Below are 12,407 nucleotides of genomic sequence, written 5' to 3'. Positions count from 1 at the left end.
CAGGACGCTCGTGTCCCGGCTCTCCGCGAAAGCAGTTGGCATTGCATGTGATGAAGCCGCTAGGCAGTGGCGACCACGAGGCTCGACAACAACATCAAGCCCACCACCGGCAACCAGGTCCGGCGCTCCTGGCGGCTGCGCGTCGCAGCGTTGGCAACCGTCCCCAGCGCGCAATAGGCCACCACGATCCAGATCCACAGCCTTGCGGTGTCGCGCCAATCAGCAAGCACCCATCCCGCGCGGGCGCAAACGACCAGCGCGAATGCAAGCATCAAGAGGAACGACAAGGCACCGATGATTCGCCCGGCAACCGGCAGACGCCCCGCCCAGCGCCCGCCGAGGGTGCGCACACCCCAAGGCGCACCCAGCACCAGCGCGGCCTGGAATAGGCAGACCATCAGAGCAAGGCACAAGAACACGAGGGCGGCGACTGTCGGCATCGTCGGCATGGCGCCTCCTTCAGAAGTCACCCAGCTCCTTGATGTGTACCGCCACGCTGCGCCCCAGCGCCGACAAGTCGTAACCGCCCTCCAGCATCGAGACGATACGGCCGTGGGCGTGGCGGTCGGCAAGCTTGACGATCTCGCGCGTGACCCAGGCGTAATCGGATTCGATCAGGCCCATGCTGGACATGTCGTCCTCCAGATGGGCATCAAAGCCTGCAGAGATCACGATCAGTTCCGGCGCCCAGGCATCAAGCGCCGGCAGCCACTGCTCGAGCACCGCGTCACGGAACTGCAAACCGGTGGTGCCGCGCGGCAACGGCATATTGAGCATATTGGAACCACGGGGCACTTCGCCGCTGTAGGGATAGAACGGGTGCTGGAACATGCCGACCATCAGCACGTGCTCATTGCGGCAGAAGATATCCTCGGTGCCGTTGCCGTGATGCACGTCGAAATCGACCACGGCGACGCGTTGCATGCCGTGCTGCTCGATGGCGTGGGCCACAGCCACTGCCACGTTGTTGATCAGGCAGAACCCCATCGCCTTGTCATGCTCGGCGTGGTGGCCCGGCGGGCGAACCGCGCAGAAGGCGTTGCGCGCCCGGCCGCTCATCACCAGATCAACTGCGGCAACGCCGGCGCCAGCAGCGTGATAGGCCGCGCGCAGGCTATAAGCATTGACGGCGGTATCGGCATCCAGATGAGCATACCCGCGCGCCGGTACCACCACGGCCAGCCGGTCGAGATAGGCCTCGTCGTGCACGCGCAACAGTTGCGCCATGCTGGCAGGTGGCGCATCGACGTGCAGCAGGAAATCCCACAGCCCGGCGGCGATCAGCCTATCTTGAATGGCGGCCAGTCGCTCCGGACATTCCGGGTGGCCACGACCCATTTCGTGCATGCCGCACGCGGAATGACTGATATAGGCGGTGGGGCCGGTCGACGACATGCGCTCCTCGGGAACCTCTGCGGCATGACGCCGGACAGAGGGCAGTGTAAAGCCAAGCGCCAAAGGCGCGCAAAAACAGGGCGGACGGCCTCGGCCACCGCACCAAGAACAAGCCGGCTGGTCCGGCATGGAGATAGAGCCATGAGGCATATCGCCCGCTCAAGCTGCGCCGCGCTCCTGCTGGCCAGCGCCCTGCCCGCGTTGGCAGCGCCCGGCTTCCGTATTTCCGCCACTCCGATCTGGCAAGGTGCTTCGACATTGTCGGGCGGTGGTCAGGGCCAAAGCCGCAATCTGCTGCTCAATGCCGTGACCGACTATGCCCTCGACGACGCCTGGTCGCTTGGCGTCGCCGCCAGCTACCAGTTCAGCGACTGGGAGTTCGACCACCCGGCAGCGTGGAATGGCCAAGCGCCGTGGGGCAACGTGCAACGCGCCAGCGTGGGCGTGAACCTCGGCCTGCGCGTGGAGAACGGCTGGCAATTCAACCTCGTGCCGTCAATGAACTTCGCCGGCGAGCAGGATGCCAGCAGCGACAAGGCCATCGGCCTCGGTGTGGTCGGCAGCGCCAGCAAGTCGTTCTCGCCCTCACTGACCCTCGGCCTGGGGCTCGGCGTGTTCGATGCACTGGAACAGACCCGGGCCTTTCCCTATCTGGTGGTGAACTGGGATATCGACCAACACTGGAAGCTGGCCAACCCCTTCACCACTGGCCCGGCCGGCCCGGCGGGACTGGAGCTCAGCTATCGGCGCGATCGCTGGGATATCGGCGCAGGCGGCGCCTACCGCTCGTTCCGCTTCCGTCTCGCTGGCGACAATGCGGTCGCACCCGGCGGCATCGGCGTCGAGGAGCAGGTGCCGCTCTACCTGCGCTTCGGCTACGCGCCGAGCCGCGATTCCCGGCTCGATGTGTACCTCGGCGCCAGCCTGAACAGCCAGCTCAGTACCGAGGACCGCGACGGCAATCTGCTCACCCGCGACGATCTCGATACCGTGCCATTGTTCGCCATCCAGTTCGGCGGCCAGTTCTAGCGCATGCCGCCTGCCCGGCGCGGCGGAACGCGGCTAGAATCGGCGCATCAGAACAAGAACCTCAATCCGCCAGGGAGCGGCGATGTCCCATCCTTTTTCGGCCGCGTTGGCCCAGCTCAATCACGTCATCCTCGGCAAGGCACCTCAGGTACGCATGGCCGTCTGCTGCCTGCTGGCCCGCGGCCACCTGCTGCTGGAAGACCTGCCTGGCGTCGGCAAGACCACCCTCGCCCATGCACTGGCGGGAACGCTGGGCCTCAAGTTCCAGCGGGTACAGTTCACCAGCGACCTGCTGCCGGCGGACCTGATCGGCGTTTCCATCTACGAGCGCGACTCCGGCCGCTTCCGTTTCCACCAGGGCCCCGTCTTCACCCAGGTGTTGCTCGCCGACGAGATCAACCGCGCGCCGCCGAAGACCCAGTCGGCGCTGCTGGAGGCGATGGAAGAGCATCAGGTCACCGTCGATGGCATCAGCCATCCATTGCCCGAACCGTTCTTCGTCATTGCCACCCAGAACCCGCAACACCAGATCGGCACCTTTCCGCTGCCTGAGTCGCAGCTCGACCGCTTCCTGATGCGCATCGAGCTCGGTTACCCGGACGGCGCCGCCGAGCGCGCCATGCTGGCCGGCGAGAATCGGCGCGATCTGTTGGCACAGCTGGCGTGTTGCATCGAGCCGGCCGAACTCATGGCGGCCCAGCAAGCGATCGATCGCATCCATATCGCCCCGGCACTGCTTGACTATGTACAGGCGCTGGCCCGGGCCACCCGCAATGCGGAGGCCTTCAGCTACGGCCTGTCTCCGCGCGCCTTGCTCGGCCTCGTTGCCGCCGCACGTGCCTGGGCCTGGCTCGACGGGCGTGACCACGTGATTCCGGAAGATGTGCAGGCAGTGTTTCCCGGCGTAGCCGGCCACCGGCTGGTTCAGCGTGCCAGCGGTCGCGCTGCGCCGGAAGCGGCACAGGCCTTGCTAGGCTCCGTGGCCATCCCCTGAGCGTGGTGCTGGCTTGATCGCCCCTCTCAGAACACGCTGGCAGCGCTGGCTGGCGCGGCGGCATCCCCCGGCGACCGGCGAAGTCCGGCTGCGGCACAACCGCATCTATGTGCTGCCGACTGGCTTCGGCCTGGGCTTCGCCGCGATCCTGGTGATGCTGATCATCGGCGCCATCAATTATCAGCTCAGCCTGGGCTACCTGTTCGCGTTCGCGCTGATCGGCATTGGCCACGCAGCGTTGACCGAGGCCTTCCGCAACCTGCTCGGCCTGACGCTGTCGGTCGGCCACGCCGAGCCGGTGTTCGCCGGCGAAACGGCCGCGTTCTCGATCCGCCTCGCCAACGACAAGCGCCGCATCCGCCGCGCCCTGACGCTGAAGGCCGGCGACGGCACCACCATCATGGTGGACAGAATCGACAGCCACAGCGAACAGACCATACAGCTGCCGTTCCCGACTCAGCAGCGTGGCTGGCTGGCGCTGCCACGGATCATGCTGGTCACCTTCTATCCCAGTGGCTGGTGCCGCGCCTGGAGCTATGCGTACCTCGCCACCCGCTGCCTGATCTATCCACGCCCGGAAGTCGACGCTCCCGCGTATCCGGGCGATGCCGAAGGTGAAGGCTACAGCGCACTGCGCCAAGCCGGCGAGGAGGAGTTCGCTGGCCTGCGCAGTTATCGTCCAGGCGACGCGCCGGCGCGCATCGCCTGGAAACAGGCTGCCCGTAGCGAACTGCTGTCGGTGAAGGCCTTCGATGCGCCGCAGGGCCGCCAGACCCGGATCAGTTGGGAAGCGACCGGGCCGCTCGACACCGAGGCCCGACTGTCGCGGCTGTGCGCCTGGGTGCTGCGCGCCGATGCCGTCGGCGACATCTACGCGCTGGTGGTGCCTGGCTTCGACAGCGGACTGGGTACCGGCCCCGCCCACCGCAGCCACTGCCTGGCCGCGCTGGCGCTGTTCGGCAAGGAAACGGCATCGTGAGCGCCACGCTGCAACGGAACAAGCTGCTGGCACTGATCGCCGTGCTGGCCTTGGTCATCGCCCCACACCTGTGGGCCATGCCGATCTGGCTTGCCATGGTGATGGCAGCACCGCTGGTCTGGCGCGCCGCCATTGCCTGGAGTGGGCGCCGCATGCCCGGGCGAACCGTACGCGTGCTGTTGGCGCTGCTGCTGATGGCACTGGTGTTCTGGCAGTTCCGCACGCTGGTGGGCCGCGACGGCGGTGTGGCCCTGCTGGTGGCGCTGGCCTCGCTCAAGCTGCTGGAAACCAGCCGGCCACGCGACGTGCGCATCCTGGCACTGCTCGGCTACTTCGTCACCGGCACGCTGTTCCTGCTGTCGCAATCCTTCTGGATGCTGGCCTACGCCGGCGCAGTGGCACTGGCGCTGTCCGGGCAGTTGTTCGCCTGGCAGCGGCGCGATGCGCCGATCGAGGCCGAGGAATATCGCCGTGCCAGCCGCATGCTGCTCGAAGGGTTGCCGATTGCACTGCTGCTGTTCGTGCTGTTTCCACGCCTCTCCGGGCCACTGTGGAGCATGCCGCAGGACAAAGCCGGCGCCAGCACCGGCATTTCCGACACCATGACACCGGGCAGCTTCAGCGATCTCACGCTGGACGACAGCGTAGCGTTTCGCGTCGACTTCATCGGCCGCAACCCGGAACGCCACGACCTGTATTGGCGTGGCCCGGTCTACGAGCGCTATGACGGCAAGACCTGGTTCCAGCGCCAGTACTCGGCAGGCCCGGTACCGGTAATCGTCGCGCAAGGCCAGACACTGCGCTACACGATGACCCACGAGCCGCAGGACCGCAACTGGCTGTTCGCGCTCGACGTACCCACTGCACTGCCTCAGGATGCGCGCCTCAGCAACCGGCTACAGGCGCTGGCAGCGCGGCCCATCGTCAATCGGCAGCGTTTCGATTTCAGCAGTGCACCACATTGGCGCATCCGTGACGACGCATCGGCCGAGCGCGCATTGCAGTTGCCGGAAGCAGGCAATCCGCGAGCGCGGGCACTGGCTGCGCAATGGCGGGAGCATAGCCCGGAAGTACGCGTAGCCAAGGCGCTGCAATGGCTGCGCGACAATGGCTTCGTCTATTCGCTGGCCCCGCCGCTGCTCGACGGCCCCGACCCGGTCGACCAGTTGCTGTACCGTACCCGCGAAGGCTTCTGCGAGCACTATGCTGGCGCGTTCACGTTCCTGATGCGAGCGGCAGGCGTGCCAGCCCGTGTCGTCGGCGGCTACCTGGGCGGCGAATACAACCCGACTGGCAACTATTGGATCGTGCGCCAGGCCGATGCCCATGCCTGGTCCGAGGTCTGGCTGGAGGGCAAGGGCTGGCAGCGGGTCGACCCGACGGCCGTGGTCTCGCCGATGCGCATCGATGGCGGCTTGGCCCGCAGCGTGCGCAACGCCGACCGATTGCCACTGCTGCTGCGCGAAAACGCCGCGTGGCTTGCCGAGTGGCGCCAGCAATGGGACAGCGTGATCCATGTCTGGAACCGCTGGGTGATCGGCTATGACGCACAACAACAGTTGCAGTTGCTGAACCGGCTCGGCATTGACTATCTCGGTTCGCGCACCTATGTGCTGTGGGTGGCCGGTGCGTTCTGCACGCTGCTGCTGCTCTTCGCTGTCGCCATGCAATGGCAAGCAAGGAAGCGCCCTACCGATGCGGCCAGCCGCCATTGGCAACGCTTCATCCAACGCTTGGCCCGCCATGGTGTCGCACCACGTATCGGCGAATCCCCCACCGATCTGGCCGCACGCGCCGGCGCGGTCCTGCCGATGCAACGCAGCCAGATCGACGCCATTGCCAGCGACTACCTCGCCGCCCGCTATGGCGAATCGGTCGAGGCACTGACCCGCCTCGCCGCAGCCGTTCAACGCTTCAAACCCCGACCTTAGATCATGCCGTTTCTCAATCGCCCCCAACCTGCACAGGCCGAGCCCCGTCCCCGCATCGGTGTCCTGCTCGTCAACCTTGGCACGCCCCAAGCACCGACCGCGCGCGCGCTCAAACCGTATCTGCGACAGTTCCTGTCCGATCCCCGCGTGGTCGAGATCCCCAAGCTGTTGTGGCAACCGCTGCTGCGTGGCGTCATCCTCAACACCCGGCCGGGCAAGTCCGCCGCGAAGTACGCGTCGATCTGGCACAAGGACGGCTCACCGCTGGCCCTGTGGACCGCGAAGCAGGCCAAACTGGTGAAGGGCTGGCTAGGCGAGCGCCATCGCGGGCAACTGCGGGTGGAATACGCCATGCGCTACGGCCAGCCGGCGATCACCGAGGTACTCGACGCCATGGACGACTGCGGCCGCATCCTGGTCGTGCCGCTCTACCCGCAATATGCGGCAAGCGCGACGGCTTCAGTCTGCGACGCCGTCTACGCGCGACTGCAGCAATACCGTGACCAGCCGGCCATCCGCACCGTCCGCAGCTTTCATGACGATGCCGGCTACATTGGCGCGCTGGCCGGGCGCATCCGCCAGCACTGGATGGTGGAAGGCCGTGGCGAGCATCTATTGATGAGTTTTCACGGCGTGCCACGCTTCTCGTTCGACAAGGGCGACCCTTATTACCTGCAATGCCAGCGCACTGGTTCGCTGCTTGCAGCCGAGCTGGGCCTGACCGATGACGCCTGGTCACTCGCCTTCCAGTCGCGCTTCGGCCCGACCGAGTGGCTGAAGCCCTACACCGGCGAGGTGATCGGCAGCCTCGCCAAGCGCGGGCTGAAGTCGCTCGATGTGGTCTGTCCCGGCTTTGTCGCCGACTGCCTGGAGACGTTGGAAGAGATCGCCATGGAAGGCAAGCAGGACTTCCTGGCCGTCGGTGGCCAGCGCTACAACTACATCCCCGCGCTGAACGACGATGCCGGCTTCATCGCCGCATTGGGCGCACTGATCGAACGTGAGCTGGGCGGTTGGCTGACGATCGGCTGAGCCTTGAAAGCAGGGCGCCACCCCGCGTGAATGCTTGATCTCGTTGGCATAGATGGCAGTCCGTCGCCAACCCTGACAAAAATACTTGGGTCTGACAGAAATTGCAGTTAAACTCACCGGTAAGCTGAGACTTACAACCGGAGGTTTGATCCCATGAGCACGCGGCTCTTCCTGGCCGAGGATGACCTGATCCTCGCCGACGCCCTGAAGACCAGCCTGTCGCAGGCCGATTTCCAGGTCGATTGCGTCAATGACGGCGCCCTGGCACTGCAGATTCTGCTGCACAACGACTATGACGTTGTGGTGCTCGACGTCGGCCTGCCGAACATGGATGGCCTGACCGTGCTCAAGCACGTGCGTCAGCACAAGCCCTCCATGCCCATCCTGATCCTGACCGCACTCGATGGCCTCGACGAGCGCGTAGCCGGCCTCGACGCCGGTGCCGACGACTATCTCGCCAAGCCGTTCGAGTTCGCCGAACTGGAAGCCCGTTTGCGCGCCCTGCTGCGTCGCAGCCAGATCCTGCCGCAATCGGTGCAGCAACTGGGCAACCTGCGCCTCGACCGCGCCGGCCAGCGCGCCTGGTGCAACGACATCCCGCTCGACCTGTCGGCGCGCGAACTCACCGTGCTCGAAATCCTGATGTCCAACATCGACCGGGTCGTGACCAAGGAGCAGATCGTTTCCGAGCTGGGTTCCGAGAATGCCGAAGTCGGCCTCAACGCTATCGAGGTATATGTCCACCGCCTGCGCAAGAAGCTGGAACCGTGCGGCGTGGTGATCCGGACCATCCGTGGCCTGGGTTATCTCCTCGAGAAGCAACAACCCAACGCGCAGGATGTCGCGGGGTAAATTCTCCCTTCGTCGGCAGCTGCTCACTTGGCTGCTGATCCCGCAAGTCATCCTGTGGGTGACCGGCGCCGTCCTGAGCTACGGCGTCGCCACCCACTACGCTGACCGCGTCGCCAACGAAAGCCTGGCCCAGACCGGCCGAGCCATCGCCCGCCAGGTTCGCGACGCAGGCGGACATCTCGAGTTGTCCGCCCCGGTGGTTGAAACGCTGGGTGCCGACCGCATCAGCGAAGCCAAGCTGTTCTATGCCGTCTCCACGGTGCCTGGCGAGCTGATCGCCGGCAACCGCAACCTGCCCGAACCCCCTCCTCCACCCGTCGACACCCAGGAAAGCATCAGCTACAGCGATGTCGAAATCGGCGGCGTCGCATTTCGCCTTGCCACGCTCTACTACCCGCTACCGAAAGCAGCGAACGGCGACGGTCGTTGGCTCCTGGTGCAGGTGGCCAAGGGCATGGAGCGGCATGAGCAGTTGACGCGCGAAATCCTGCTGGTCACCGCCTTGCCACTGGCAGCGCTGATCGTGGTGATGAGCTGGTTCGTACAATGGGGGATCGGCCGCGGCCTGAAGCCGCTGACTGGCCTCAAGAGCCTGATGGAAAAGCGCGATCCGCAGGATCTGGCGCCGCTGCAATTGGCCGATGCGCCCGAGGAGCTCGATGCGCTGACCCAGGCACTGAATCACCTGTTGACCACTACCAATGAAAACGTGGCGCGCCAGCGCCGCTTCATTGCCGATGCCGCGCACCAGCTGCGCACGCCGCTCGCCGGACTCAAGTCACAGACCGAGCTCGCGATGCGGGAAACCACGCCCGAAGGCCTGCGCGATCGACTGAACATGGTGCATGCCAGCGCCACCCGCTCCATCCACTTGGTGAACCAGCTGCTGACGCTGGCCCGCTCCGAGCCGACCAACCAGACCAGCATGACGCAGGTGAAGGTCGACCTCGCCAAGCTGATCCGCGAATTGACCGCCGAATCGGTGCCGCGGGCGCTGGCCGCCGGCATGGACCTCGGTTGCGACAGCCCGTTGCTGGAAGCGCAGATCAACGGCAATTCCGCCCTACTGCGCGAACTGTTCGTCAATCTGGTGGAGAACGCGATCAAGTACATCCCGCGCGGCTCCAGCATCACCGTGCGGCTGAACCAGGAAGGCGATCGCTACGTAGTCGAAGTCGAGGACGATGGCCCCGGCATCCCGGATGAGCAGAAGCCGCGCATCTTCGAGCGCTTCTACCGGGTGAACCAGAACGATGGCAACGGCTGTGGCCTTGGCATGGCCATCGTCAAGGAAATCGCCGAGCGCCATCACGGCACCGTGGCGCTGCTCGACGCCCAGCCGCACGGCCTGATCGTGCGCGTGGAACTCCCGATCACGCCGGTCGAAGCGGCGAGTTGATCAGTGGCGAACGCTAATTCCTGCGGAACCAGACGATACGCGGCATACCCTCGCCGCTGCGCTCCAGCTCTGCGACATAGCGCGAAGTCACGCGGCCGAACCGTACCTCCACCTCGTTCAGGAAGTAACGGCTCTGCACATCGATCATGTCGCTGCGCACATCGGCACGCAGCCGCTCCGGCAGTTGCTTGATGAAGGCCTCGCGTGACTCGAACGGCCTGCTCGCGCGGTCCGACACCATGGCCCGCGCCTCGGCTACCGTCATGCCCGGTACCACTGCCGCCATCACCTCGGGCTCGGCGAAGTTCACATTGATCGGCTGCCGCCCAGGCAGCACGGCCACGAAGGGTGCCAGCTGCGCGACGGTATCGGCATCGAAGCCGCGCACCAACGCGAGGCTCTGCAGATTGGTCAGCGGCTGGTTGGCCGCGCGGTAGGGGCGCGGCAGGTTGAGGTAGTCAGTATCTTCGGCGCCACCCGGATAGGTGGCCTGGGCATCGGCGTCCATCCAGTCGACCAGCGCGTTCACCAGCTCGGCCGACAACCCTACCTCCTCGAACAGCCGGCCACAGGCCTCGACCTCCTCCTTCACCGCCTTGCCGTTCTGCACCAGGTTGTTGAGGTTGTAACGCCCTTGCAGATCGACCAGCCGGCCGCCGGCTTGGCCGCGCTCGACCGGGATGGCCGGGATCGGTACATTCCACGGCTCCTGCAGGTGGTCGGTCTGGTTGCGGCGAATGTCGTCGCGCAGGGTCAGGCGGGCAAGATCAATGGCCGCGAGTGCCACGCCGCGTGCTTCGACCAGATCGATCTGGTTTTCCACCTGGGCGAACCAAAGCTGTTGCCGCCAGGCGATCCACACCGCGAGCGTGGCGACGAGCGCCGCCGTGGCAACGGCGGTGAGGATGGCGATGCCGCGCTGTCGATGCATCATGGCAGCAAGAACACCCGCGAAACCGGCGCCAGCTTCTGGCGCGCCAGCGTGATCTCGACCGCGAGCGGCAGCGTTTCACGCACGCCCGGCACCGGCCACTGCGTCTGCCAGGTGCCCTTGCCATCGAGAAAGCGCGTTTCGAACCGCGCTACGTCATTCAACAACGGATGCGCCACCGGCTCGGCACGCGGTGGCTGGTCGAGCCTGTCCCACTGCAGCAGCTCCAGCCGGGCATCGACCAGGCGATAGGCCAAGTGCGCATCCTCGTGCGCACGGTCGATCCGTACCAGCTCCAGCGCTACATCGCCCCGCACCGTTGCCCGCTGGCGGCCACTGAATGCCGGGCGGGCCACGCCGCCGCTGTCACGCCATGGGCGATCGATCGCCTGCAGCACATCCTGCTCGATCCGGTCGAACACCAGGTTGGTCTCGCGCCAGTAGGCCGCCTCCTGATCGAGACGCAGCTTCACCTGCGCCACCTGATCGAGCCCGCGGTAGGCGATCAGCGCCACCACCGCAAAAATGATCAGCGCCACCAGGATTTCCAGCAAGGTGAAGCCGCGCGCCCTCATTGCACGTTCACCCGCGCGAGGTAGCTCACCAGCGTCGCCAGCGCGTAGCCCTTGTCCTGGTCGGCGTAGACCTTGATCTCGACACGGCGGAAGCTGCGATTGGGCGAGGCCGCAACCTCCATTTCCCAGGTGAATGGCTCGCCCCCCTGCTCCACCTTGCCTTCAGTGCGGCCGATTTCGGGAAAGAAGTGGCGCGCCCGCATCTCGTTGACCTGGTTCTGCGCCACCCAGCCTGCCAGCGTGCGGCTGCGCAAGGTGACGGCCGCCTCGGTGCTGGAAGAGGCTGCGCGCAACGCCGCCGCCAACGCGATCGCTAAAATGGCCAGCGCCACCAACACTTCAACCAAGGTGAAGCCACGCACCTTCATGGTATGGCCTCTGCCGGCGTGCTGGCCGCAGCGCGGCCCAGCAGATCGCCGATCACCAAGCGGCGGCGCTCGCCGGCCGCCAGGGTGATCTGGTACGCCGGATTGACGCCGGAAGGATCGAATACCAGCCGCTCGCCGAGCCGCACATCACGACCGTCAACGACAATGGCGCTGACCCTCACCGCATCAGGCAGCTCGCGCGGCTTCAGCGTGTCATGGTTGGGCAGGGCTTGCCAGGTGTTGCGGTCATCGAGCAGCCAGAACTGGTAACCGCCGCCGTCGGACGACCATGCCAAGGCACGGCCGCTGGCAATCGCCTCATCGCGCGCGCCTTCCAGCAAGAGGGCGAGGCGCTGCGATTCGCGATCCAGCGTCTGGTTGTCCGACGGATCGAAGCGCAGCAGCGCCAGACCGAGAATGATGCCGACCAGCGCCAGCGCCACCAGGATCTCGATCAGCGTAAAGCCGCGCTGGCCGGATGTCAGAGCTGCCACGAGCCGACGTCGGCGTCGAAGCCCTCCCCACCTTGCACGCCGTCGCCGCCGTAGCTCATCACGTCGATCTCGCCCTTGAGCCCGGGATTGAGGTAGAGGTAGTCGCCCCCCCACGGATCCTTGGGCAGCTTTTCCAGGTAGCCGCCGGTCTTCCAGTTGTTGGGGATCGGGCCGCTGGTGGGTTTCTCGATCAATGCGCGCAAGCCTTGTTCGGTACTGGGGTAGCGACCGTTGTCGAGCTTGTAGAGCTTGAGGCCCTGGATCAGCGTGCGGATGTCCTGCTGCGCCGCGACCACGCGCGCCTCGTTGGGGCGGTCCATGATCTTGGGCACCACCAGCGCGCCTAGGATGGCGAGAATGGTGATCACCACCAGGATTTCGATCAGGGTGAAGCCGCGCTGTGCGGCGCGTTGCAAGGCGTGGTTCAT

Annotated in this window: 14 protein-coding genes; 7 read left to right on the top strand and 7 right to left on the bottom strand. The window is 65.7% G+C overall.

The genetic code is table 11. From position 1 onward, the window contains the following. Positions 1-59: 59 nt before the first annotated feature. Together FLM21_RS09350 and FLM21_RS09345 are read right to left on the bottom strand one after the other, a co-directional pair. Positions 60-449: a hypothetical protein gene (locus tag FLM21_RS09350; protein WP_148715311.1), complete on the bottom strand. Its 390-nt coding sequence runs from the start codon at positions 447-449 to the stop codon at positions 60-62. A 10-nt stretch (positions 450-459) separates the two neighbouring features. Further along, a complete protein-coding gene (locus tag FLM21_RS09345; RefSeq protein ID WP_222846806.1) occupies positions 460-1,395 on the bottom strand; it encodes a histone deacetylase family protein in 936 nt (311 codons plus the stop codon). Positions 1,396-1,536: 141 nt separating this feature from the next. Here FLM21_RS09345 and FLM21_RS09340 point away from each other — a divergent pair, with 141 nt between their 5' ends. The 7 genes from FLM21_RS09340 to FLM21_RS09310 all read left to right on the top strand — a co-directional run bounded on the left by FLM21_RS09340 (position 1,537) and on the right by FLM21_RS09310 (position 9,611). Beyond that, on the top strand, positions 1,537-2,424 hold the full coding sequence (locus FLM21_RS09340) for a hypothetical protein (RefSeq protein WP_148715310.1): 888 nt from the start codon (positions 1,537-1,539) through the stop codon (positions 2,422-2,424). 82 nt (positions 2,425-2,506) lie between these two features. Beyond that, positions 2,507-3,418, top strand: coding sequence for an AAA family ATPase (locus FLM21_RS09335; protein WP_148715309.1), 912 nt, complete (start codon positions 2,507-2,509; stop codon positions 3,416-3,418). 13 nt (positions 3,419-3,431) lie between these two features. After that, positions 3,432-4,397: a DUF58 domain-containing protein gene (locus FLM21_RS09330; RefSeq protein WP_148715308.1), complete on the top strand. Its 966-nt coding sequence runs from the start codon at positions 3,432-3,434 to the stop codon at positions 4,395-4,397. Then, positions 4,394-6,328, top strand: coding sequence for a transglutaminase TgpA family protein (locus FLM21_RS09325; RefSeq protein WP_187360166.1), 1,935 nt, complete (start codon positions 4,394-4,396; stop codon positions 6,326-6,328). Before FLM21_RS09330 ends, FLM21_RS09325 begins: the two co-directional genes overlap by 4 nt. 3 nt (positions 6,329-6,331) lie before the next feature. Continuing rightward, entirely contained in the window at positions 6,332-7,360 is a 1,029-nt protein-coding gene (gene hemH, locus FLM21_RS09320) for a ferrochelatase (RefSeq protein ID WP_148715306.1), read from the top strand. A gap of 153 nt (positions 7,361-7,513) precedes the next feature. Next, a complete protein-coding gene (locus FLM21_RS09315) occupies positions 7,514-8,212 on the top strand; it encodes a response regulator transcription factor (protein WP_148715305.1) in 699 nt (232 codons plus the stop codon). After that, positions 8,199-9,611, top strand: coding sequence for a sensor histidine kinase (locus FLM21_RS09310; protein WP_148715304.1), 1,413 nt, complete (start codon positions 8,199-8,201; stop codon positions 9,609-9,611). The genes FLM21_RS09315 and FLM21_RS09310 overlap by 14 nt, the downstream gene beginning before the upstream one ends. Before the next feature lie 13 nt (positions 9,612-9,624). Here the strand turns inward: FLM21_RS09310 and gspK are convergent, their stop codons facing one another. The 5 genes from gspK to gspG are packed head-to-tail and all read right to left on the bottom strand — an operon-like array spanning position 9,625 to position 12,407. After that, positions 9,625-10,545 (bottom strand): type II secretion system minor pseudopilin GspK, encoded by a 921-nt coding sequence (gene gspK / locus FLM21_RS09305; RefSeq protein ID WP_148715303.1) that lies wholly within the window; start codon positions 10,543-10,545, stop codon positions 9,625-9,627. Then, entirely contained in the window at positions 10,542-11,117 is a 576-nt protein-coding gene (gene gspJ / locus FLM21_RS09300; RefSeq protein WP_148715302.1) for a type II secretion system minor pseudopilin GspJ, read from the bottom strand. Before gspJ ends, gspK begins: the two co-directional genes overlap by 4 nt. Further along, complete coding sequence (gene gspI, locus FLM21_RS09295; protein WP_148715301.1) at positions 11,114-11,485, bottom strand: type II secretion system minor pseudopilin GspI; 372 nt, start codon at positions 11,483-11,485, stop codon at positions 11,114-11,116. Before gspI ends, gspJ begins: the two co-directional genes overlap by 4 nt. Next, a complete protein-coding gene (locus FLM21_RS09290; RefSeq protein ID WP_148715300.1) occupies positions 11,482-11,979 on the bottom strand; it encodes a GspH/FimT family pseudopilin in 498 nt (165 codons plus the stop codon). Before FLM21_RS09290 ends, gspI begins: the two co-directional genes overlap by 4 nt. Further along, the gene (gene gspG, locus FLM21_RS09285; RefSeq protein WP_148715299.1) at positions 11,967-12,407 is read right to left on the bottom strand and encodes a type II secretion system major pseudopilin GspG; all 441 of its coding nucleotides are present in this window, start codon (positions 12,405-12,407) and stop codon (positions 11,967-11,969) included. The genes FLM21_RS09290 and gspG overlap by 13 nt, the downstream gene beginning before the upstream one ends.

Source organism: Chitinolyticbacter meiyuanensis (genome assembly GCF_008033135.1).
Taxonomy (GTDB): Bacteria; Pseudomonadota; Gammaproteobacteria; order Burkholderiales; family Chitinibacteraceae; genus Chitinolyticbacter; species Chitinolyticbacter meiyuanensis.
This window is presented reverse-complemented; position numbering and strand designations above follow the sequence as displayed.

Bases quoted from the DNA above. Each gene is read 5' to 3' on its own strand.
- FLM21_RS09315 (WP_148715305.1), top strand. From the start codon at position 7,514: ATGAGCACGCGGCTCTTCCTGGCCGAGGATGACCTGATCCTCGCCGAC.
- hemH (WP_148715306.1), top strand. From the start codon at position 6,332: ATGCCGTTTCTCAATCGCCCCCAACCTGCACAGGCCGAGCCCCGTCCC.
- gspJ (WP_148715302.1), bottom strand. From the start codon at position 11,117: ATGAGGGCGCGCGGCTTCACCTTGCTGGAAATCCTGGTGGCGCTGATC.
- gspI (WP_148715301.1), bottom strand. From the start codon at position 11,485: ATGAAGGTGCGTGGCTTCACCTTGGTTGAAGTGTTGGTGGCGCTGGCC.
- gspK (WP_148715303.1), bottom strand. From the start codon at position 10,545: ATGATGCATCGACAGCGCGGCATCGCCATCCTCACCGCCGTTGCCACG.
- FLM21_RS09350 (WP_148715311.1), bottom strand. From the start codon at position 449: ATGCCGACGATGCCGACAGTCGCCGCCCTCGTGTTCTTGTGCCTTGCT.
- gspG (WP_148715299.1), bottom strand. From the start codon at position 12,407: ATGAACCACGCCTTGCAACGCGCCGCACAGCGCGGCTTCACCCTGATC.
- FLM21_RS09310 (WP_148715304.1), top strand. From the start codon at position 8,199: ATGTCGCGGGGTAAATTCTCCCTTCGTCGGCAGCTGCTCACTTGGCTG.
- FLM21_RS09335 (WP_148715309.1), top strand. From the start codon at position 2,507: ATGTCCCATCCTTTTTCGGCCGCGTTGGCCCAGCTCAATCACGTCATC.
- FLM21_RS09345 (WP_222846806.1), bottom strand. From the start codon at position 1,395: ATGTCGTCGACCGGCCCCACCGCCTATATCAGTCATTCCGCGTGCGGC.
- FLM21_RS09340 (WP_148715310.1), top strand. From the start codon at position 1,537: ATGAGGCATATCGCCCGCTCAAGCTGCGCCGCGCTCCTGCTGGCCAGC.